At 67.6% G+C, this 23,425-nt stretch carries 14 protein-coding genes; 11 read left to right on the plus strand and 3 right to left on the minus strand.

From position 1 onward, the window contains the following. Positions 1-121: 121 nt before the first annotated feature. The 9 genes from QUS11_11390 to QUS11_11430 all read left to right on the plus strand — a co-directional run bounded on the left by QUS11_11390 (position 122) and on the right by QUS11_11430 (position 14,261). Entirely contained in the window at positions 122-1,405 is a 1,284-nt protein-coding gene (locus QUS11_11390) for a TolC family protein (protein MDM7993900.1), read from the plus strand. 2 nt (positions 1,406-1,407) lie between these two features. Next, positions 1,408-2,574 (plus strand): efflux RND transporter periplasmic adaptor subunit, encoded by a 1,167-nt coding sequence (locus QUS11_11395; protein MDM7993901.1) that lies wholly within the window; start codon positions 1,408-1,410, stop codon positions 2,572-2,574. Continuing rightward, positions 2,552-3,241, plus strand: coding sequence for an ABC transporter ATP-binding protein (locus QUS11_11400; GenBank protein MDM7993902.1), 690 nt, complete (start codon positions 2,552-2,554; stop codon positions 3,239-3,241). The genes QUS11_11395 and QUS11_11400 overlap by 23 nt, the downstream gene beginning before the upstream one ends. A 10-nt stretch (positions 3,242-3,251) precedes the next feature. Next, the gene (locus tag QUS11_11405; protein MDM7993903.1) at positions 3,252-4,478 is read left to right on the plus strand and encodes an ABC transporter permease; all 1,227 of its coding nucleotides are present in this window, start codon (positions 3,252-3,254) and stop codon (positions 4,476-4,478) included. Further along, positions 4,471-5,721, plus strand: coding sequence for an ABC transporter permease (locus QUS11_11410; protein ID MDM7993904.1), 1,251 nt, complete (start codon positions 4,471-4,473; stop codon positions 5,719-5,721). Before QUS11_11405 ends, QUS11_11410 begins: the two co-directional genes overlap by 8 nt. Before the next feature lie 76 nt (positions 5,722-5,797). Continuing rightward, entirely contained in the window at positions 5,798-8,248 is a 2,451-nt protein-coding gene (locus QUS11_11415) for a hypothetical protein (protein MDM7993905.1), read from the plus strand. A 62-nt stretch (positions 8,249-8,310) separates the two neighbouring features. Next, entirely contained in the window at positions 8,311-9,246 is a 936-nt protein-coding gene (locus tag QUS11_11420) for an ACP S-malonyltransferase (protein ID MDM7993906.1), read from the plus strand. A 51-nt stretch (positions 9,247-9,297) separates the two neighbouring features. Next, on the plus strand, positions 9,298-11,823 hold the full coding sequence (locus tag QUS11_11425; GenBank protein ID MDM7993907.1) for a CHASE4 domain-containing protein: 2,526 nt from the start codon (positions 9,298-9,300) through the stop codon (positions 11,821-11,823). Further along, positions 11,820-14,261: an ATP-binding protein gene (locus QUS11_11430; GenBank protein ID MDM7993908.1), complete on the plus strand. Its 2,442-nt coding sequence runs from the start codon at positions 11,820-11,822 to the stop codon at positions 14,259-14,261. Before QUS11_11425 ends, QUS11_11430 begins: the two co-directional genes overlap by 4 nt. Before the next feature lie 432 nt (positions 14,262-14,693). On the opposite strand, the gene QUS11_11435 is transcribed toward QUS11_11430, so the two are convergent. Both QUS11_11435 and QUS11_11440 read right to left on the minus strand, forming a co-directional pair. Beyond that, entirely contained in the window at positions 14,694-15,602 is a 909-nt protein-coding gene (locus QUS11_11435; protein MDM7993909.1) for a hypothetical protein, read from the minus strand. A gap of 2 nt (positions 15,603-15,604) precedes the next feature. Next, positions 15,605-16,930, minus strand: coding sequence for a bifunctional hydroxymethylpyrimidine kinase/phosphomethylpyrimidine kinase (locus tag QUS11_11440; GenBank protein MDM7993910.1), 1,326 nt, complete (start codon positions 16,928-16,930; stop codon positions 15,605-15,607). Positions 16,931-17,084: 154 nt separating this feature from the next. Between QUS11_11440 and QUS11_11445 the strand changes: the two genes are divergently transcribed. Together QUS11_11445 and QUS11_11450 are read left to right on the plus strand one after the other, a co-directional pair. Next, positions 17,085-18,863: a BamA/TamA family outer membrane protein gene (locus QUS11_11445; protein MDM7993911.1), complete on the plus strand. Its 1,779-nt coding sequence runs from the start codon at positions 17,085-17,087 to the stop codon at positions 18,861-18,863. Beyond that, positions 18,863-22,357, plus strand: coding sequence for a translocation/assembly module TamB domain-containing protein (locus tag QUS11_11450; protein MDM7993912.1), 3,495 nt, complete (start codon positions 18,863-18,865; stop codon positions 22,355-22,357). The genes QUS11_11445 and QUS11_11450 overlap by 1 nt, the downstream gene beginning before the upstream one ends. On the opposite strand, the gene QUS11_11455 is transcribed toward QUS11_11450, so the two are convergent. After that, positions 22,354-23,367: a PrsW family glutamic-type intramembrane protease gene (locus QUS11_11455; protein ID MDM7993913.1), complete on the minus strand. Its 1,014-nt coding sequence runs from the start codon at positions 23,365-23,367 to the stop codon at positions 22,354-22,356. The genes QUS11_11450 and QUS11_11455 overlap by 4 nt on opposite strands. Positions 23,368-23,425 lie beyond the last annotated feature (58 nt).

The raw sequence follows: 23,425 nt of genomic DNA on the forward strand, positions 1-23,425 counted from the left end.
CATTACATGAGCGAAACGTCTTCTTCACCGCAGAACGGTATGGATACAGCCTGGCTCCGGAGGAAGGCGCCGGCGGACCCCCCGCCCCGTGCGCCGAGGGGGAGCCGGTCATGGAGGACAGATGAACCCTATCCTTATAATGCTGGCCTCGGCCGGCGCACTCGCCGGCAGGCCGGTGGACCTTGCCGGCTGGGTGTCCATGGCCCTGGACGGCTCGGGTGACGTGGTCCGGGCGGAAGCGGCGGTCGAACAGGCCGGCGCGGCCTATTCGGGCACCAGGGCGGCCCTGCTGCCGCAGCTCGTCTTCAGCGCATCCGCGGGGCACAACTGGTCGTCGACGGAGATCGAGCCGGCCGGTGTCCTGGAGACGGAATCGGACCGCTTCACGGCCGGGCTGACCCTCAGCCAGGAGATACTGCGTTCGGGCGGTTCGAGCTGGCTCGAACTGCACTCCGCATCTCTGGGAAGGGAACAGGCGGCATACCGGCTCGAATCCGCCGTGCTCCTGCTCCAGAGGTCGGTAGCGGCGGCCTACTACGAGACGGTGGGTTCGCTGATGCTCGTGCAGTCCTCGCGCGCCGCCCTGGAGCGCAGCGGGGCGATCCTGAGCAGGATCGAGATGCTCTACGAGCTTGGTGCGGCCCGCGAACTCGAGCTTCTGGAGGCCCGCATGCAGGAATCCTCCGACAGACTGGCCCTCCTCAGGAGCGAACAGTCCATGACGCAGTCCCTGACCGAGCTGAGAAGGGTGTCGGGGCTCTCGGGCGACACCACGTTCACGGTCGATACGGCGGCAGTGCTGACTCCTCTCTCCCGTGACGCCATCCTCGGCCTTCCATCCGATTACTCCGACAATCCCGACCTCCACGCCGCCAGGCTCTCCCTCGAGTCCTCCGAGATCGACCTGAGCTCGGCCCGCAGAGCCTACTGGCCCTCCCTCGGCGCGAGCGCGTCCTGGGGCTGGAGCGACGACGAATTCGAACCCGGGGACGCCCACATGAACGACTCCTGGAGCGTGGGCCTGAACCTGTCGTGGTCCATCTTCGACGGCTGGCTGAGGGAGAGCCGCATCCAGTCGGCGAGCGCCGGGCGCCTTTCTTCCGAAGCCGAGGTCAGGTCGGCCGAGGACGATGTAGCCGCGTCCGTCAGGGCGGCCTACGACAACCTCCTGGCCTCCTCGGACAATCTCGATCTCGCGGAGATGACGCTGGAATACGCCAGGCGCAGGATGGACCTGTCGCAGCTCAGCTACGAGCTGGGCGACATGGCTGTCACCGACCTGCTCGACGCGCAGGCCGCCCTTTCCCAGGCGGAGGCGGGTCTCGTGACGGCGAGGACTTCTTGCCTCGTCGCTGAGGTCGATTACTGGGTGCTCCTCGGCAGGAGCCCGAGGCTCGGAGAGTGATGATGGCCGAAAGGAAGAGACCCAGGAGAGCGATCTGGATTATCGCCGGCATAGTGGTGCTGGCGGTCGTGATCTCCATCGTCGCGAGGCCGAAGGGCGGCGGCACGCCCGTCATGGTCGCCGTGGCGGACAGCGGCAGCCTAGAGGAGAAGGCCAGCGGCAGCGGCTGGCTCGAGGGCGTCTCGCGCGTCGAGATAAGCGCCGAGCAGATGGGCATCATCGACAGCATCTACGTGAGCGAGGGCGACACCGTCAGAGTCGGGCAGATCCTCCTGACGCTCGACCAGAGCAGCGCCGTCACTGCGGTGAACGATGCCTCGGCTGCGGTCTACGCGGCGGACATCACACGCGACCAGGCCGCGAGGCAGTACGAGAGGATGCTCGCGCTGGGTGAAGCCGGGCTGGCCAGCGACGAGGAGATAATGCAGGCGCTGGAGGCCAGGCAGACCGCGCAGGCAAGGCTCCAGCAGGCCTGTGCGGCCCGCGAGAGCGCCTCGGAGACTCTCGAGAAGACTTCGTACTCGTCGCCCATCGACGGCGTGGTCACGGCCCTCAATGTCGAAGAGGGCGAGATGGCCGTGGTCGGGACCATGAACAACCCCGGGACGGTCCTGCTCAAGATCGAGGACATGTCGCGCTTCGTAGTCCGGGTGACGATGGTGGAGAGCGAAGTCGTGAGCGTCGGGCAGGGCATGCCCGCCGAGGTCACGCTCGATGCGCTCCAGGATACCGTTTTCGCGGGCACGGTCACGAGCGTCGGGCTCGCCGCCGAGAACGAGACCTCGGTCATGGCCGGCGAGGTGGCCGAGTACGAGGTCACCATCGAGCTCGACGGCGGTGATCCCAGGCTGCGTTCCGGGATGTCCGCGTCCGTCGACATCATCACCGCCACCTCCGGCGACTGCGTCTTCGTCCCTGTGCAGTGCGTGGTCCCCAGGCCCGACCCCGCCGACAGCACGGCCGAGATGGACGCCGTGCTGAGGATTTCGGGCGGCGTGGTGGAAGTAGTACCCGTCGTCACCGGCGTTTCCGGAGCGATGGACATCGAGGTCCTCGGCATATCCGCCGGCGACAGCGTCGTATCCGGGCCGGTGGAGGCCCTGCGCGACCTGGCCGACGGGGAGAGGATCAGAACGGAGAGCCAGGGTGGCCGGCCCCGCCGTCGTTGATGCCAGGGGGATCAGGAAGTCCTACCGGATGGGGGAGGTCGAGGTAGAGGCGCTCCGGGGCGTCGACCTGCGGATCGACCCGGGCGAGTTCTCGTGCATCATGGGGGCCTCGGGATCGGGCAAGAGCACCCTCCTCAACATCGTGGGCTGCCTGGACAGGCCCACCTCCGGGACCTTCAGCCTCATGGACCGCTCGGTGGACTCGATGGAAGACGGCGACCTGGCCGAAGTCAGGAACAGGTTCATCGGCTTCGTGTTCCAGACCTTCAACCTGCTGCCCCGCTCGTCGGCCCTGCAGAACGTGGAGCTGCCCCTGGTGTACGCGAGGGTGCAGTCGCGCGAGAGGCGCGAGAGGGCCATGGCGATGCTCGAAAAGGTGGGGCTCGCGTCCAGGGCCGGACACAGGCCGAACCAGCTCTCCGGAGGCGAGAGGCAGAGGGTGGCGATAGCGCGGGCCCTCGTGACGCGCCCCGCCCTTCTCCTCGCCGACGAGCCGACGGGCAACCTGGACAGCAGGACCGGGCGCGTCATCATGGAGATGTTCCACAGCATCCATTCCGAGGGCAACACGATCCTCCTCGTAACCCACGACCCCGAGATCGCCAGGGAGGCCGGCAGGGTGGTGCGCATCAAGGACGGCCTCATAGAGAGCGATACGCGCAGCTGACATGGCGGGCATGATGCTACCCGAGGCGGCAGCGAGCGCTCTGGGCTCGCTCCGGAACAACAGGCTGCGCAGCGCCCTGACGTCGCTCGGCGTCATGGTCGGCGTAACGTCGGTCGTGTCGCTGGTGGGCCTGGTCACGGGGCTCTCGAACTACGTCGGCGAGCAGTTCGACACCGTCGTGGGCGCCCGCGTCTTCGAGATCAGCCGCTTCAACAGCGGTTTCGACGACATGGAGTCATGGCTCCGGTCGAGGACCTGGCCGCGCCTGACCGCGGACGATGCCGAGCGGCTCTCGGAGATGATGACTACCGCCGAGGGCGTGACCTGGAGGGTTGGTACGTCCCGTTCCGTGTCCAACGGCGGGCGGACCGCCGAGGGGATATGGATCAGGGGCCTCGCCCCCACCGAGCTCGACGTCGGTGGGACCACGATCGCGACGGGCCGGTTCTTCACCGAGGCGGAAGACGGGAACCGGGCCAGGGTCTGCATCCTCGGCTCCTCCCTGGCCGACTCGCTCGGGACGCCCCCGTCCCTGATAGGTTCAGACGTCTCGATAGGCGGCGAGCGGTTCACCGTGATCGGCATAGCCGAGCCACTGGGGAGCATTTTCGGCCAGGCCCTCGACGACTACGCCGCCATCCCCTTCTCCACGTTCGTGAGCCTTTTCGCCACCCCGGGCCGTGACGTCGAGATAGCGGTCCTTCCCAGGGCCGATGTCTCCCAGGAGGAGAGCCAGGAGGAGGCCAGGCAGATCCTCAGGAGGCTCAGGGGCATCCCCTGGGACGGGGAGGACAACTTTTACATCACGAACCAGCAGGCCATGCTCGATTCGATGAATCAGATAATGGGCGGCGCGGCCATAGTGACCATAGGGATAGCAGCAATCTCGCTCCTCGTGGGCGGGATAGGCATCATGAACATCATGCTCGTCAGCGTAACCGAACGCACCCGCGAGATCGGGACCCGGCGGGCGCTCGGCGCCACCAGGGGCGACATCGTGAGTCAGTTCCTCGTCGAGTCGGTGGTCATCTCCCTCATCGGCGGGGTGCTCGGCCTCCTGGCGGGATTCGCGATCGTCACCGCCGCGGACGCTCTGACGCCCGTACCTGCGTCTGCGAGCCCGTTCGCCGCGCTGCTCGCCATAGCGTTCTCCTCGGGAGTCGGTCTAGTCTTCGGCATCTATCCGTCCTGGAAGGCCGCCGGGCTCGATCCGGTGGAGGCCCTCAGGTATGAATAGGCGCGCATACCGCTTCCAGACCGCGCTCAAGCTCGAGATGGAGAACGTCGTATCCGCGCTGCGCACGCTCTGGGCCAACAGGATGCGCAGCGTGCTGACCACGACGGGCATCGTCATCGGGGTAATGACGGTGACAGGGGTGGCCAGCCTCGTGCAGGGGCTGAACAGGCAGGTCACCGAAGCCCTGGGCGGGCTCGGGGCGAGCACTGTCTACATCCAGAAGACGCCGGGCGTCATGATGGGCGGCTCGAGGGAGTACTGGCGCAGGCAGGACTTCAGGTTCGAGGACGTGGAAGCGCTCATGCAGCTCGAGGGGGTCGCCGCCGCAGTTCCGGAGACCGACTATTTCATCCTGCTCAAGGCTCCGGACGGCATGGAGATAGCCGTAGCCCTGACCGGTACCACCCAGGACTATCCGCTGGTCAGCCACAAGAGCACCGTCATGGGCAGGTTCTTCACGGAATACGAGGTCGACTCCCGCCGTGACGTCTGCGTGCTCGGGGCCGACGTGGCCGAGCGGATCTACGGCTCCGCGGATCCCACCGGGTCGATCATGGACGTCGGGGGCAGGCGCATGGCCGTCCTGGGCGTGATGGAGAGCTTCGGCGAGGTGATGGGCGAGACCCGCGACAATATCATCTTCATACCGTACACCGTGTTCGGGAACTGGGCCGACCCCCGTGACCATCTGTCGCTCGCGGTCGAGATCGAATCCGGGGCCGACATGGACAGGATGCTCGAGCGCATCGAGGCCTGCATGAGGCGCCTCCGCGGGCTCTCCCTCGACGAGGACAACGATTTCGAGCTCGTCACGGCCGACCAGCTCCTGGAGACCTACGCCAACATCTCCGCAGGAATCTATGCCGCGATGCTGGCCATTTCCGCCATCGCGCTGATCGTGGGCTCCATCGGCATAGCCAACATCATGCTGGTGAGCGTCACCGAGCGGACCCGGGAGATCGGCCTCCGCAAGGCCCTTGGTGCGAAGAGCGCACAGATCCTGATCCAGTTCCTGACCGAATCCGTCATACTCGGGCTGGTCGGAGGGATCCTCGGCATCATGGCCGGCTCTCTCCTCGCGCTGGGCGTCTCGGCCCTGACCCCCATCCCCGCCGGGCTCGAAGCCTGGAGCGTGGTAGTGGCAGTGCTCGTCAGCGCGATGGTGGGCGTCGGGGCCGGGGTGTTCCCCGCGATGAGGGCGGCAAGGCTCGAGCCTGTGCGGGCCCTGGGCTACAACCAGTGAGGAGGAGTCGGGACGGGAGTGTTCCGGCGATGAGGGCGGCCGGGCCGGGACCCGACCGCGCCGCGGGATACGAACGATGAGAAGGTCCGGGAAGGGGATCTTCGCCTTCTCCACCGGTCTCGCGCTGATGTCGGCCGAGGTGGTCTGGAACAGGACGCTCCTGACCGTCGCCGGCGGGAGCGCCGACTCCTCGATGATCGTTCTCTCGGCGGTGATGGCAGGCCTCGCCGCCGGCGGGGCCGTGTTCGGACGCGCGGGGGACGGGTCCGGGAACCCCCGGAGGGCGCTTGGTCTCCTCGCCCTGTCCTGCGTTCCGGCATTCCTCATGCCCGCCCTCCTGGCCGGAGCCGCGGCAGGGGCTTATCCCGCCCTGGCCTCATCCGGGCTGCCGATGCCGGTGGTGAGGGCCCTGGTGGCATTCGCCCTCGTCATCCCTCCCGCGTTCCTCGGCGGCGGGCTAATCCCGCTCATGGCGAGGCTCTCCGAGGACGGCAGGGCCGTCTCCGGCATAGCCGGGCTCTACGCCCTCAACACTCTCGGATCTGCGGCCGGCGGCATCCTGACCGGATTCCTCCTCCTGGAGCATCTCGGAGCCACTGCTTCGCTCGTCTCGTCCTCGGGCCTGATGCTCGTCTCCGGGCTGGCCCTGGCCGCGTCGGCCGGCCCCAGCATGCCTGTGGTGGCGAGGGACAACGGCGGAGGCGGACCCCGCGCCCGCCACCTCGTCCTCTACGCCGCCAGCGGACTGCTGGCCCTCTCCCTCGAGGCGGTCTGGTCGCGGCAGCTCACGTTCATACTCGGGAACAGCACCTACGCATTCTCGGCCATGGGCGCCTCGGCCCTCGTGGGGATGGGCGCCGGGAGCTGGATCGGGCGCAGGCTGCCGGGCGACGCGAACGGGCTTTTCGGTTTCGCCGTCGCGCTCGAGGGCCTCCTCGGAGCCCTGCCGCTCGCTGCCGCATCGCTCCAGCAGGAAACCTCCGCACTGCTGGCAGGACAGCCCGGCTTCCTCCGCACGGTCATCGCCTGCGCGTCCATGATCCCCGCATCCATCTGCATGGGCGCCACGTTCCCGCTGATGGTCAGGGCCGCCGCCCGGCCCGACCGCCTGGGGAGGGACGTCGGTTCCCTTTCGATGGCCAACTGCCTCGGCGCGGCCGCGGGTCCGCTCTTCGCCTCGCTGCTGCTCCTCGAAGCCGCCGGCCCGACACCGGGCACCGGCATCCTGGCTCTTCTGGCCGCTGTCATCGGGGCTTCCGCAATGCCTCGGGGAAGAACAGTGCAGGCCCTGGCCGCCTCGGCGCTGGTGCTGCCGGCAGCCGCTTCGGCCCTGCTCCTGCCGCCGCCGGGTTCGCGCGCACCCGGGGAGGACCTCTCGCTGGCATTCTTCGACGAGGACAGGGCCGCCACGGTCAGCGTGTTCTCGCGGAGCTGGGACGGATATCGGAGCCTCAGGATCAACGGCGTCGAGGAGGTGCCCATCGACCAGGCATCGCTCGAGGCCTTCCTGCTCCTGGGGAACCTCCCGTGGGGCTACGATCCGGAGGCCCGCGACGTGCTGGTCATCGCACTGGGCGGGGGCATCACTTCGGGCTCGCTGCTGTGCCATCCCGTCGAGTCCCTGACCTGCGTCGAGATCTGTCCCTCGGTCGTCGAGGCGTCTCCACTGTTCGCCTCCGAGAACGGGAGGCCGGAACTCGATCCGAGGTTCACGCTTGTCGGCGACGACGGGCGCAACTACCTGGCCGCGAGCCGCTCGCTCTACGATCTGGTCGTGTGCGACGCCACGCACCCCGGCTCATCGGACAGCTGGGTCCTCTACACCTCGGAATTCTACGGTTCGATGCTGTCCCATCTCACTCCCGGGGGCGTGGCCGCCCAGTGGGTCCCCCTTCACCAGCTCCCCGTCGAGGACCTCAGGAGGATCCTCGCGACCTGGAGCGCGGTCTTCCCCTACTCGGCGGTGCACCTGGCGGGAGGGCGGCATGCGATCCTCGCGGGTTCCACAGAGCCCCTCGAACTCGATATCGAAGCGATGTTCGGGGATGAGAGGGCGGCTTCGGCCCTCACGGGAGCCGCCTTCAGCCCGGAGGAGCCGGAGTACCTCATGCCCGTCGCCTCGGGACCCGGCATCCTGGCTGCCGTAGAAGGTGCGGGGATCAACACCGACGACCACGCCCCGTGCCAGTTCATCAGGCGCAGGGTTCCGGCAGACCCGCAGGCGACGATAGCTCCGTGCGCGGCCTTCCTGCTGTCGATCGAGGGCGCTGCGGATCCCGTCAGGGAGGCCCAGATGCTGTACTGGTCCGGGAGGCTCCCCGAGGCGGTGGAGGCTCTCGGGATCTGCTCCGGGGCCATGGGCGCGAGATGGCTCTCGCTGGCCCTCACTTCGGCGGCGGAGGGATTCGCCGCGAGGGGCGATCTCCCGTCGGCCCTCTCGATGATCGACAGGGCGGTGGCGGCCGATCCGGACTGGCCGCGTCCGCGCATGCTGGCGGCGGCCCTGGGCGTGGATCAGGCCCCCTGAACCCGGGGGCCCGGACGGCATGCCGCCCGGACCGGGCCGTCCGACAGAAGCAAGGAGACTAGATGGCGAAGACAGCTTTCCTCTTCCCGGGACAGGGCTCCCAGCGCGTCGGCATGGCGTCCCACCTGGCCGGGCGCCCTGCGGCCGGATCCCTTCTCGCCCGGCTGGACGAGCTCGCGTCCGCTCCGGGGCTCCTCTCCCTGGTGAACGAAGGTCCCGAGGAACTCCTGACTAGGACCGACAACGTGCAGCCTGCCATCACCGCGGTGAGCCTGGCGATACTCGCCGTGCTCGAGGAGGCCGGAGTGGAGGCATCCGCGGCCGCCGGCAACAGCCTCGGCGAGTACCCGGCCCTCGTGGCCGCCGGGGTCCTGTCGCCCGGTGACGCCCTGTCGCTCACGAGGATCAGGGGCGTGCTCATGCAGCAGTGCGCCGACAGTTACCCCGGGGGCATGGTCGCCCTGATCGGGGCCACGCGGGAGATGGCCGACGCTGCAGTGGCCGCCGCGCAGGATTCCGGCCCGATCGGTATAGCCAACATCAATTCCGAGGGGCAGATCGTCCTCTCGGGGTCGACGGCCGCGGTGGAGGCCGCCTCCCTGGCCGCGCGGGCCTCGGGCGTGAGGAGGGTGATCCCGCTCAAGGTCTCGGGGGCCTGGCACTCCCCGCTGATGAGGGAGGCCGCAGAGGGCCTCGCACGGGCCCTGGACCGCGTGCCATTCGGAGATCCCGCCATGCCGGTCATGGCCAACGTCACCGCCGATTTCACGGGCTCCGGCGCCGAGGCGAGATCGCTCCTGATAGGCCAGGTCACCTCGCCGGTGCTCTGGGCCGCGTCCATGCGCCGTCTGGTGGGGCAGGGCTACGACACCTTCGTGGAGGTCGGCCCCGGAAGCGTCCTTCAGGGGCTGATGAAGGGGTTCGAGGGGATCAGGCTCTTCGGCACATCCACCGCCGAATCCCTCGAGGAGACGATCGGGGTGTTGTCCGGGGCCTGACCTGTTGGTATATCCGTCCCGTATCCGCATCGAAGGGCGGCAGACGGTCGTATGAGGCTCCGCAGCCAGACGATTGTCTTCCTGGGGGGGACGCTGCTCGTGCTCTCCGGGACCGCGGCACTCGTATCCTATCTCGTCTTCCGCCCCGAGTTCGAAAGGCTCGAGCGGGAGGAGGCCATGAAGGACCTCGAAGGGGTTGCCGAACTCCTCTCGACCGAGATCGAGGGCCTCGAGAACTCGAATGCCGACTGGGCGCGATGGGACAAGCCGCACCGTTTCCTGCTCGGCCTCGACAGCACCTTCGTGGAACAGGAGATCCGGCCCGAGACCTTCGGACGCCTCGCCCTCGACCAGATGGTCTTCTTCGACACGTCGGGCACGCCGGTTCTGGCCATCGGGTCATCCGGAGACGAGCTCGTCTACTCCGATCCCGCGATGGAGGACGCCTGGCGCAAGGGCGGAGTCCTCTCGCTCCTGGCCGCCGATGCCGGCGAGCGTTCGGGCCTGATGCTGGTCGGGGACAGGACCGCCCTCGCCTCGATCCGGAGCATACTCACGACAGAGGCGACCGGACCCAGATCCGGCTCACTGGCCTTCGTCCGCCTTCTTCCGGATTCGGCGGGCATGGCGGTCATCCCCGCCGGGCCGGCCCTGTTCGCATGGATCTCCGAACCCCCGCAGGGCGCCGCGCAGGATACGGCCTTCACCCTGCGCGGCGGGGACACTCTGGCAGTCTCGGCGCCGTATCCGGGCCTGGACGGCAGCATCTTCGTCCTCGGCTCCGCGCTGGACAGGGACCTCTTCTCCGAGGCCGGGGTAATCCTCGACCGCTTCGTCCTGATCAACGTCGCGGGGGGCGTCGTATTCGCCGCAGTCACGCTCCTGGTCCTGCAGCTCCTGGTAGTGAGGAGGCTCAGGGGCTTCCTCGGGCAGATAAGGGAGTCCGGAGCCGCGGCTGATGTCTCCGGGAGCGCCAGGACGGACGAGCTGTCCAGCATCGGGATGGCCATCGGCCCTGTCCTCGAGAAGCTCGAGACCATGACGAACGTCCTCAGGCGGAGCGAACAGAACAACGCGACGCTGATCAGGATGATACCCGACTTCATGGTGACGCTCCGGAGGGACGGCACGATCCTCTCGGTCAAGCAGGGCTACGGCTTCGAGCCCCCGCTCCCCGTCGAGAGGCTCGAGGGCATGCGCCTGACCGAACTCGAGCTCGTAGGAGCCGAGCATGCCGACCTCCTCGCCCTGGTGGCGAAGGTGCTCGAAGAGGGCACTGTGGAGAGCATGTCGCTCGGGGTCAGGGGCACCGATGCAACCATGTACTACGACATACGGGTGGTCTCGTTCGGTCCCGACACGGTCCTCGTCGTCGCACGCGACGTCACCCAGAGGATGAAGGCCGAGGAGGCCGCCGCCAGGCTCCAGAGGCTCGAATCTCTCGGGCTCCTCGCCGGCGGGATAGCTCACGACTTCAACAACCGACTCTCCACGACCATCGGCAGCATCGAGCTCGCGATGGCCGACATCCCGGTCCCGTCCCCCACGGTGCTCAAGAGCCTCGAGCGGGCGCTCGACTCGTGCACCAGGGCAGGCGACCTGGCGAGGAAGCTGCTCACCTTCTCCACCGGCGGCTCGCCCTACTTCAAGCCCGTGACCGTGGGCGACCTCGCGCACGAGGCACTCGACCCGCTCTTCCGGGGCATCGGAGTGACGCTCCGCATCGACGTCAGGCCCGGCACCTGGCTGATCGACGCCGACGAGGACCAGATGTCGCAGCTCTTCAGGAACCTGGCCACGAACGCGATCGAGGCGATCGCCGGCTTCGGCTGGTTCGAGGTGAAGGCGTACAACTCCATCGACCCGCAGGGAGCGGGGCTCCAGCCCGGGCATTACGTGACGATGGAGTTCTGCGACTCCGGCCCCGGGATCAGGGAAGACCTGCTGAAGAAGGTCTTCGAGCCGTACTTCACCACCAAGGAGGACTCGCCCGGGCTCGGGCTGTCCATGTGCCATTCGATCGCGGTCAAGCACGGCGGCTGGCTCGAGGCCCTCCCCGGTCCCGGAGGCAGGTTCCTGCTCCAGATCCCAGCGGCGCGCGACACCGTCGACTCCGGCGATCCGCTCCCCTACACGCCCCTCGGCGGCAACGCCAGGATACTCGTCATGGACGACGACCTCCAGGTGCTCGAGACGATCAAGGAGATGCTCGAGACCCTCGACTACTCGGTCGAGACCGCTACGGACGGCGGGGCCGCGCTCTACCGGATCGCCGAGGCGCAGAGGACGGGCAGGCCGTTCGACATCCTGATCCTGGACCTCGTGGTGCCCGGCGGGATCGGCGGTCTCGAGACGCTCGCGCGGGCCAGGGCGAAGTTCGGCGACGTGAAGGCCATAGTCTCGAGCGGCTACTCCTCCGATTCAGTGCTGTCGGAATTCGCGGTGCACGGGTTCAAGGCGGCGCTCCGGAAGCCCTTCAACCTCGAGGAGCTCAGCTCCACCGTCAGGAGGCTTCTCAGGTCGAGGATGGAGGACGACGCAGGAGGCGCGGGCGGGCACAGGGGCAGGCGGGAGTGACCCTCGGGGCCAGGCTGTTCCTCGCGCTGGCCTTCTCCCTGCTGGTGGTCGCGGCCGTCACTGCTTTCACATTCCGGCTCGTCTTCCTCGGGACCTTCGAAGACCTGGAGGACGATCAGCTCACCAGGACCGCGGTCGAAACCAGGCGCCAGGCCATGGACATGATCGGGGCGGTGGTGTCGCCCGCGGTCGAGGCGGCCCTCCTGCCGGAGGTGGCCGAGTTCCTCGATACGCGCAACGTCGACATAGCGTGGAGGCTCGTCGAGTCATCCTCGTGGGCATGCGACGGGCTCGAGGCGATAGCAGTATACGATCCGTCGGGCGGTCTCGCCTTCGCCTCGGGTCTGGTGGAGGGATCGGCATCGGCCCCCTTCCCTGCCGGGCTGACGGCGGAGATCTCCAGGTCGGAGTTCTCGGTGCCGCGTGACGGAGGCGACACCAGGGGCGGCATCCTCTTCGCCGGCAGGTCGGCGTGGATCATCGGGACATGCGAGGTCAGACCCTCTCCGGGGTCGGGCGAGCCCACGGGGATGGTGCTCTTCGTCGACAGGCTGGACGGGGCGGCCATCGGTCGCCTGAACCTCATCCCTGGGAACACCACGGATGTCCTCGCCCCGGAGGCCGGGCCGCACGGGCTGTCCGGAGAGGGCCCCGGCGAGATGATCATCCGAACCGGTCCCGACAGCGCCGTCGTCTATGCCACACTGGGGGAGGGACCGGGGCTCGACGTCATCCTCAAGATCGGATCCCCCAGGGAGATCTACGGGCTCGGCCGGGATTCCGCCGACACGGTGATGCTCATGGTCCTGCTGTCGGGGGTCTTCTTCGTGGCCGTGACCATCCTGCTGTTCCAGGGAGTTGTCATGGCCCCCCTCAGGAGGCTCACCCGCAGGATCGCCGAGATCGGCGAGAGCGGCGACCCCGCCATGCGGTCGGGGATCGGAGGCTCCGACGAGCTGGGCCTCCTCGCCTCCACTCTGGACGGCACGCTCGACGAGCTCGAGAAGGCCTCCGCCGATCTGAGGCAGAGCAGATCGCGCTTCGACCTGTTCGCGAGGTATCTGCCAGGATACTCCTACATCAGAAAGCCTGACGGGAAGCTAGTCTACGCCAACGACGGCTTCAGGCGCGACCTCCTGGGAGCGCGCGAGGACTGGGAGGGGATGGACTGGGGCGACATATGGCCGGCAGAGCAGGCTTCGGTCATAGGGCGCAGCGACGACGAGGCGCTGCGCAGCAGGCGGCCGGTGCTGACGGAGCTCGATGTGCGCATTGGGTCGAAGGGCGTCAGGAGGCTGCTGTTCCACTCGTTCCCCATCGGGCCCGACCACGAGGGGAATCTGCTCCTCGGCGGAATAGCCACCGACGTCACCGAGAGGGCGAGGATAGAAGAGAGGCTGCTCAGCTCCGAGATGCGCAACGAGGCCATTCTATCGGCCATCCCCGAGAGCGTCCTCGTCATTTCGCACGATGGCCGCATCCTCGAGTTCAAGGCCGGCTCGTCCGCCGCCGCCCAGCTCGTGCGAGAGCGGATGGAGGGCGGGTCACTCGAGGAGGTCGGGCTCCCGGCGGAGGATCTCGCCCGGGGCAGGGAGGCCCTCTCGAGATGCCTCAGGCTTCGTTCGGTCGAGACTGTCGAGATCACCTTCCCTTCGGGGCCGGTTTCCGGCGTGTACGAGTGCAGGCTCGCCCCGTTCGAGAACGATTCCGTCGTCTGCATCCTGCGGAATGTCACCGAGGAGCGCAGGATGGAGGCGGAGCTGCTGAACGCCCAGAAGCAGGAGTCGCTCTCCCTCATGGCCGGCGGGATCGCGCACGACTTCAAGAACATCATGTCCGCGGTCACGGGGAACATCGACCTCGGGATGACCTCCGAACCGGGAACGGGCGAGACGGCCGGCTATCTGAAGAGCGCCCTGGAGGCCTGCGACAAGGCCCTCCTCATGCTGAAGCAGCTCGAGATGCTTTCGCGGGGCACTTCCGTCTCCGAGCGCTGGCGGGTCGACCTCGGCGCGATGCTCGAGAGCACGGCGAGGCTCGTGCTGAGCGGATCGGGCATCTCGCTCTCGGTCTCCCCCGCACCCGGCCTCTGGGCCGTCGAGGCCGACGAGGGCCAGATGGTCCAGGCCTTCAGCAACTTCATCGTGAACGCCCGGGAGGCCATGAACGGCTCGGGGAGCCTGGAGATCAGGCTCTGGAATGCGGTCGCCAGGAGCGGCGACCGCGAGGTGAAGGTCTCCATCCGGGATACCGGGCCGGGCATCCGGAACGACGTGATCGAGAGGGTCTTCGACCCCTACTTCTCGACCAAGGCGCGCGGCACGGGCCTCGGCCTGGCGGTCACCGCCTCCATCCTCAAGCAGCACGGCGGAAGGGTCGAGGTGGAATCCACCCCCGGCGCCGGCGCCACCTTCACGGTCACCCTTCCCGCCACCTAGGGGGCTGGAGCGGCGGGCGATTCCTGGTTTTAGATGCTTCAGATGCAGCGGTAAATCATTGCTTGTCAACGAACAAACGTCTTGTCCGGTTCTACGGGTGCAATAATGATGCGATCAATACCCAAATACACTTTGGTTTATTTGATCAATGCAGTTCCCGGGTGCCCGGGGTCTGCCCGGGTGCCCGATACCCGAGGTCAGTACCCGGTACCCGAGTACCCGGGGTCAGGCTACTAACGAAACACTGGATGGATCGGCTTTCTCGAGCGATCTGACCAGGTTTCCTTTATTGAGGCCTGCTGGAGATGCCATTCTGGAGAAAATCCACGAAGTGCACTTTTCTTCACGGGATAACCTGTAAAATGACTATGGTTGTAAATGGCAGGGCCACATGAGTATGCAAGGGCGGTTCCGAGGGTAGTCTGACCCCGATCACAGGCGAAGCAGCAACACGGCGCCGGTCAGGCCGTCGACGGCCGTGAAGCCCCAGGGGGCGGGCTCGGGCGACATCGGAGCCGTGCCCGGCGGTGACGCGACCTTCCGGATGCTCCCGCCGCGCATCACCAGGTACGAGTCGGACCCCAGGAGCATGTGGCCGTCGTCCCTCGAATCAGTGACGAGGCCCGCCCCCAGACCGAAGTTCCACGCCAGCCCGTCACCCGATGCGAAGACTTCTGTAGTGCCTTCCTCGAGTGACACTCTCCGCATCGTACCGTCGACAAGCAAGACGATCGGAGACGATCCGTCGATCCAGACCGTGCGAATTGGTGAAGCCGTTAGAGCGATTGAACTTACCGACACATCTGAACAATCTGAAACCAGGGCTGTAACGAGGGTGTCGCCGTCGGCCCAGGCGGCCATAGAACCGCCCGGTGATGGCGCAATCGCATAAGCGTCCGATTCTACCGCCGCGGCCGAGCCGCCCTCCGCCAGGAAGCCGTCTACCGTCGAGAATGGCCTCCCGTCGGCCGTCCATGCCGGTCGCCCGGCCGATCCGCCCGCCCAGCCCGAGACCACGTTTCCCGTCGAGTCGACTATGCATACGCTGTCTCCCCGTGGGTCCGAGATCACGAATCCCGCGAGCCCGCCTCCCGGCGACGGTTCGGACAGGCGCTCCACGCCGTCCGTTTCGGTGGAGGCCAGCACGGAGGCATCCTCGCCGGGCCTGACGAGCCAGACCGCCCCTCCGCCCCAGGTCAGGCAGAGGAATCCGTCACCGAGCGCGCAGGCCGACATGTATCCACCGGTTCCCTCCACGACCTCCCAGGCCGGAGGCGCTTGCGCGGCCGCCCACTGCGGGGCGGCCGGAGCGGCGAGGGCGACGAGGGTCGCAGTGATCATCATCACGCCTCCCTTCCGCGGAGCGACTCGATGATCCTGGCATGGGCGCCGAAGGCCAGCGCGGGGATCGAATCCAGCGGGAACCAGCCCACCGCGGATGCATCGTCGCCCGGTACGGGGGTGCCCGAGAGGCCGGAAGCCCGCATGACCGCGAGCATTATCCCGCCGTACTCGGTCAGGTCGGTCTCGACCCCGGCGAGGACCATCGAGGAGGCCGAAAGGCCCGTCTCCTCGAACAGCTCGCGGCTGGCGCACTCCGCTGCGGTTTCCCCGAGCTCGAGGAATCCGCCGGGCAGGCAGTGCAAGCCCTTCCCCGGGTTGCATGCCCGCTCGACGAGCATGACCCGGCCGCCCTCGACCGCGGCCACCGTAACGGCCGGGAGCGGGTTCCGGTAATGGATGAAGCCGCACGACCGACACGACAGGTGGCCGGATGACGGGGCGCCGGAAAGAGGCATGCCGCATCTGCTGCAGAAGCGTGGAATCGAGTAGAAAGCGGTGGAATCGCCTGCTCCGGCGGGCCCGGCCGCCGGGAAATGCCCCAGGAGGACTCCGTTGGCCCTCTCGAACCAGGAGCCGGCCGCCTGCATGAGGTAATGGAGAGAGCCCCCGACCGCCCCGGCTGTGGAACAACCCGATGCCAGCCTGGCCGCTATGCCCGAGGCCAGGGTGCAGCCCGTGCCGTGGAGCTTTCCCGGGTATGTCCTGCGGCCCTCGAACCAGAGGCCTTCGCCGCGTTCGAGAAGGAAGTCGGCGGGTTCGCCCGCGAGATGGCCGCCCTTCACTAGCACGGCCCCGGCGCCCATGGATGCGATCTCGTCCGCCGCGCGCTCCATCGCGGCCCTGTCTCGCACGGGGCGGCCGGTCAGTGCCTCGGCTTCGTCCAGGTTGGGCGTACAGACCGCCGAGAGCGGGACGAGAGCATCCCGCACGAGGCCCGGCATTCCCCCCTCGTGGAGAGAGTCGCCGGAACCTGCGACCAGCACCGGATCGAGCACGTAGGGTCTCCCGGCCAGGGGTCCCTGCAGGAACGAGGCCAGCTCGCTCACCGCCCCGGCGCCTCCGAGCATGCCCGACTTCACGGCTCCGGGCAAGCCGTCCGCGAGGACGGCCCCGATCTGCCGCGACAGCGAGCCGGGTGAAACCGGCTCCCAGCCCTCCACCGAGCCGCTGTTCTGGAATGTGACTGCAGTGACGGCGATCTCGCCGTGGGCGCCTGCGGCGGCGACCGCCTTCAGGTCGGCGGCCAGGCCGGCCCCGCCGCTGGGGTCCGTCCCCCCCACGAGCAGGACCACGGGCGGACCCGGTCTCGTCCTCGTCTGCGACATAGCTCCCTCCCGCGAAAGACCCGTTATTCCTAACCAATGAAGCGTGCCGGGACAAACCCGGGCACTACACCGGCACCCACGACCTATATTCGACTGTCGCAACCCTAGGCCCGGGCCCGAGCCCGGATAGACGCACGGGGGAATCCTGCTCCAGATGCTCCAGGCCGCGCTCGCATCACTCGCACTCGCTTCCGCATCCGGCTCCACGGCCGGTGCGGTGGTCGACTCGATCTCCATCTCCGGTGCGGAGGACTTCGGCAGGGGTGCCCTGCTAGACGGCTCCGGGCTCCGCATCGGTGCATCCCTGATGGAGATCACTCCTTCCGAAGTCCGGTCCGCGATCCTCTCGAACCTGACTTCCGAGGGCTACATCGAGGCGACCGTGGATGTCCAGTGGCCGGAGTGGTACGAAGAAACGGGCATTGTCAGGATAGAGGTGTCCGAGGGCAGGAGGAGCCTCCTCGGCCCCCTCGTCTTCACCGGCAACTCGGTGATGAGCGCGCGCGACCTCCTCACGGCGGTCGACTTCACGAGCGGAGTCACTCTCACGCCCGGCGTCATCGACGACCTGCGCTCGTCCCTGCTCGAGCTCTACTCGAAGCACGGCTACGTCCTGGCATCCGTCGAGACATCCCTTCTACCCTTCGATCCCGCATCGCCCGACAGCCTGCCCGCCTACCGCGGCGTGGAGTGCGACATCTCCGAGGGCCGGCAGATCAGGCTCGGGAGCGTCGACGTGCAGGGTCTCGAGACGGTTCGCAAGATGGTCGTCACGCGGGAGATACTCCTCTCGGAGGGCGACTCCCTGGACATGGAGATGATGAGGCGGTCAATATCCGCCATCTACGACCTCGGCCTATTCAGCGACGTAAGGTTCGTCTACGACGGCCTGACCGAAGGCCGCGACAGCGTCGACCTGCGCGTGCAGGTGACCGAGAGGCCCTACAGGCAGCTCGACCTCGGCGCGGGCTACGCCTCTCCATCGGCTCTGATCCTGAGCGCCTACTGGATGCATCCCAACATCATGGGGAACAACCAGAGCCTGACCATCGGCTCGGGGTGGACCAGGTACTTCGAGGAGGACGGCGGCGACATCGTGGAGCCGGAGCTGCTCTACGAGGAGCCCTACATAGCCTCGACGAGGTGGAAGGGGAGCTTCAGGCTCAGCTACCTGTACTTCAGCCTGCCCGGCCTCGAGGAGAGGGGCTACGGGGGCGAGGTCGCGGTGACCAGGTCCCTCGCCGAGGACGTCGAACTCGAAGTCGGATACTCGCTTTCGAGGAACAAGTACTACGAGGTGGGTTCGGGCGGCGTCGAGGAGGAGTACGACTGGACCACGACCTCCCAGATCGGCGCGAGCCTGGAGCTGGACTCGCGGGACGAGGTGCTCGACCCGAGGACCGGGCACTACCTGAGGGGCGCCGGAGCCCTTTCCGGAGGGCTCCTCGGGGGCAGGAGCTTCTACAGGATCGAAGGCGAGGCGCGGGTCTTCAAGCCGGTCGTGCGAGACGCCATACTGGCCTGGCGCGCGAGGGGCGGCGTGGTCTTCCCCTATGGCGACGAGACCGAGATCTCGCCGGGCGAGAGGTTCTTCCTCGGCGGCGGTTCCACGATCCGCGGATACGCCTTCAACACCGTGGGCCCCGAGGACTCCGAGGGCAACCCCACCGGCGGCCGCGTAATGATCCTCGGGAACATCGAGTCGCGGATGCGCATCCTGGGCTCGCTGTGGGTGGCCCTGTTCCTCGACACCGGCGGCCTGTGGGAGTCGGTCGACGAGATCTCCCTGAACACGGCAGGCCTCGGCGTGGGGATGGGGCTCAGATTCGTGACCCCGTTCGGCCCGCTCAGGCTCGACTACGGGTTCGCCCCGACATGGACGGACGGCCTCACACGCGGACGCCCCTACCTGGCGCTGGGGCACCCGTTCTGATGGCCGGGAACCGCTTCAGATCGTTCCCTCCGAGATCGGTGGCGGGGGGGTTCGTCCTCATGCTGCTGTCGGCCTACTTCGCAATCCTCACCGGTTTCCTCTCCGACACCATCGGTGACGTCATAGGCAGGCGGTTCTCGCACGACTCCCTCACCGTGACGATAGAGGGCGCCAGGACGGACCTCTTCTGGAACACCAGCGTAGACCTCGTGCACGTAACCGATCCGAACGGCCTGGTGGTGGACGTGGAGGATTCGAGGGTCCGCGGCGCCCTGCACACGTTCCTGCTCTTCCGCCGGATACGCTCGCTCGAGGTCAGCCGCCTGGACATCACCATCCCCAGGCCCCGGCCCGGGCGCGAACCCTCCACGCTGGTCGGGATACTCGACAACATCGACAGGGGGATCGTCACCGGAGCCGACTCGCTGTTCCTGTACGACGGCACCATACGCGACTCGCTGGGCCCGCTGCTGGACGACATGAACCTCGTGGCGTCCGTGACGAGGCACAGGGGCGCGAACGTCACGGCCGCCAGAGCCTCGCTCTGGATACGCGACCTCGGCAGGATCACCGGGAGCGGGCAGGCGAGCCTTGCCGACAGGGTGGTGTCCAGCAGCGGATTCAGCGCTTCGACCCCCTTCGGGAACCTGTACTTCGAGGGAACTCTCGAGGGTGAGACCTCCGAGCTTGCCGTGGAGTTCTCCGGGGCCGCCGCCTACGACGAGCCGGAGATCCCCCTCGACCTCGAGCTGGATTTCGAGGGGACGATCGGCGGCACGCTGAGGACCCCGGTCCTCGAGACGCTGCTGCGGAACGGGCGGGCCGAGGCCTTCGGACATCCCGTGGACTTCTCCGTGGACACCCTTGTCGTCGCAGTGGATTCGATGACCCTCGATTCGGTCTCGCTCGAGGGGCTGGAGCTGTCCGGGGAGGGGCTCAGGATCTCGGCCGGATGCGCCTATGCCTTCGGGAGCGGCGAATGGCACGCCTCCGCCACCGCCGCCATGGACGGGTTCGACCCGTCGGCGCTGACCGCCGATGCACCCCGGGCCGACCTCAACGGCACCCTGACGGCGGATCTCCGGGGGACGCAGGCGGGCCCCGGGTCGGGTTCCGCATCGATCAGCCTCGCCGGCTCGGTGTTCGAGGGCATCCCGATCTCCGGTCTCGACGCCTCGGCCACCATGCAGCCCGGAAGGTGGACGCTCTCCGCCCAGGGAGCGAGCCCCGGGATCACCGCGATGGTCGACGCCTCGGGCTCCGCCGGCATGGATCTCGTCCCCTCGACGTATTCGGGAAGGCTGGGCGTCGCGGTCGAGGATGCCTCCTCGATCCCGGGCATCACGCTACCCGAGAGCCTCTCGGTCCTGAACGCCTCGGGGAACTTCTCCTTCGCGGGGAACAGGTCGTCCGTTTCCGTGGAGGGTTCTGCGGCCGTTGGCGAGATCGGCATCGGAGGGGGTGTGAGGGCCGTGGGATCGTCGATCGAGGGCGCCGTCCAGATCGCGGATTCCCCCAGGGGTTCCCTGACCCTGTCTATCGACTCGCTGGTCACGCCGCTCGACACCTTCGGGGCGGATGCCTCGCTCGCGTTCGGAGACGGCGAATACACCCTCTCGGAGCTGGAGGCGGTCTCGCGCGGCGGCATCACCGTCACCGCAGGCGCGACCTACAGGGAGGGCGACCCGGCCCTGCTGCTCGTCGAGGGCCTGCGCGTGGGCAGCTCGAAGCAGAGGATCATCCAGGACGGCGCGATGCTCTGCATCCTCGATTCGTCCTCGGTGGCCGTCGACACGGCCTGGGTGAGGACTCCCCACGGCACGCTCGCGCTCGAGGGGCAGGCGGCCGGTACGACCTCGGACTTCTCCCTCTCGGGCAGGCACATCGACCTGTCACAGCTCGGCGGGCTCCTCCACCTGGGAACGGGGGTGTCGGGAACGGGGCAGTTCGACGTGACGGCGAACACGGTCGACGGAGTGAGCACGGCCTCGTTCGATGGCAGGATCACCGGGCCGTCCTACGGGGCCTACCAGGCCGACAGCATCACGCTCGACATCGACCTGGCCGGAGGCGACCTGACGGTGAACCGGGTATCCTCATGGGACGACGGCGTGGCCTCGACCCTCAACGCCTACGTCGAGGACGTCGCGACGGCCGACGGCTACTCGCTCGAGCCCGGCAACATCGTGAGGGCCGAGCTCATGCTCAACCGCCTGGGCGACTGGGTCTTCTACGCGCTGCCCATCCCCCTGCGCACGAGGGGGGCCGACATCTCGGCGCGGCTGGAGTACATGCGAGACGCCCCGGCCGGCAGGAGGATCACCGTCGAGGCGGTAGCCTCCATCGAGAGGCTCTTCATCACGACCCTCAACATGTACCTGTCCAACGTGGTGATGCACCTGCAGCCCGACTCCTCGGAGTTCGGGACGAGGCTTACTCTGTCATCGGCCGACAGCTCCAGGGGCACCATCATGGCCACCCTCCTGCTCGACATAGACCAGGATTCCCTGCCGGCCATCAATCTCGACGCCTTCGACTTCAGGGCCGACTTCGACGCCTTCCGGGCCTCCGTCGGGGGCTTCGCCAACGTCATGTTCTCGGGCTACCTGGAGGCGGAGGGCAACGACCCGGCACTGGTGAGGCCCGAGGTGACGGGCAAGATCCAGATACTCGAAGGCATCATCGGGATGCCCGGGGATGTCGCGGCGGGGGAGACGTCGCAGCCGCAGCCCCTCCCCGTCGATCTCCACATCTCGATCCGCGGCGAGAGGGACCTGTGGTTCCGCAGCTCCCTTGCCGACATCGAGATGATCCTCGACCTCACCGTCTCCACACAGCAGGGATTCCCGACGGTCTCGGGCACCCTGACGTCGTCCAGGGGCAAGGTGCACCTGCTGCAGAAGGACTTCGACATCACCGAGGGCGCGGTGGAGTTCCTGCCCGGCTTCCCGATGGAGCAGAGGATCGACATCACCGCCATTACTGTGGTCAGGGGCGCGATCGACAGGGCCTCCTACACCATCACCGTCGTCATCCAGGGATCACCGACCGATCCCGTCATCACCCTCTCGGGGGAGGGCCCTGCCGGGAGCCTCACGCAGGAGGACATCCTCGCCCTCCTGGCGGTGGGGATCACGTACGGGGAGCTGCAGCAGATGGATTCGGGGGCACTGCAGACCCAGCTAAGCGGGGCGGCGCAGAACTACGTCGGCCAGCTCCTCGCCCGCAGCCTGCGCGAGGGCGTCGGACTCGACCAGCTCGAGCTGACCCCCGACCTGCTGGCCGACTCGACGAGCCTGACGCTCAACATCGGCAAGTACGTGCTGCCCGACCTGTTCGTGGCGTTCGAGGGCGACATCTTCTCGTCGGAGCCCGGTACGATCAGCGCCCAGTACTACATCAGGCCCGACCTCTACCTCGTGGGCAGCACCAAGTCCACGCTGCACGGTGAACAGGAGCCCTCCATGGAGCTCCACTACACTCTCAGATACTAGCAGTCTCCGGCGGTCTGCGGCGTGGGTGCGCGGTTCCGGCGCAGACCCCTCATGCCGAGGGCGTACATCAGGATCCCGGCGGCCAGCGGCAGGATCCCGGCGATCACCCCGCCGATGGCGGTGGAGGCCGGATCGTCCACCTGGCCCGTGGCGAACGCAATCAGAAGGCCGGCCGTCATAAGCCCGCCGCCTATCCCCACGAGCGCGCCGATGATCACGAGAAGCCAGGAACCGACGGGCGATCCCCTCATCGAGCCGCGGTAGAGCGTCCTCGTCACAGGTTCCGCGGCGGGGACCTCTCCGGACGGAACCCGGTCCTTCTGCCGCCTCCTGGTCCGGGCCACCGTCTTCGCGACGATGACCCACCCGGCAACGCTCACGGCGAGCAGGAGCAGGAACATCAGTGCCTGGGTGCCGGGGGAGGAGTAGGCCTTGTCGCCCTGGAACGCCAGCATGACCGGGAAGTCGTAGAGGCCGTGGAAGAGCACCGCCAGGGCGAGGCCCGCGAGCGACCACCGCGCCTTCCTTCCCGACAGCACGCCCCTGCCCGCGAAGAAGCCCAGCATCGCTCCCCACGAGGCATGCCCGGGCACCGAGAGCAGCCCCCTCATGACGGCGACCCCCAGGCCGCCTTCGACGACATAGAGCACATTTTCGAGGGTTGCGAAGCCCAGGGCCGAGGCCACCCCGTACTGGATGCCGTCCATCGGTTCGTCGAAGGAGGACTTCCTGAACGAATACCCCCGCAGGACAAGCAGCTTGAGCGACTCCTCGACCAGGGCCGCGGTGACGAAGGCTTCGAGGAGAGACCTTGCCGGGTTCCCCAGGGGGGCGAACACGGAACTGGCCAGGGATTCCAGGGCAACAGCGGGGATGGTCGCGAGCACCCCGAGGCCGAACGTCCGGAAGAGCATCCTGGGCGGCTCGGGGAAGAGGTCGGACCGGTAGAAGAACCACATCAGGAGAGCCGTCGGTAGGAGCGAGGCGAGGATTGTGAGGACCAGCGTCATGTCTCCCGCTCCCGTCGGTTGCCGGCCGGTGCAGCCCGGCCCAGGCGGGGATATACTC

Source organism: Candidatus Fermentibacter sp. (assembly GCA_030373045.1).
Lineage (GTDB): Bacteria > Fermentibacterota > Fermentibacteria > Fermentibacterales > Fermentibacteraceae > Fermentibacter.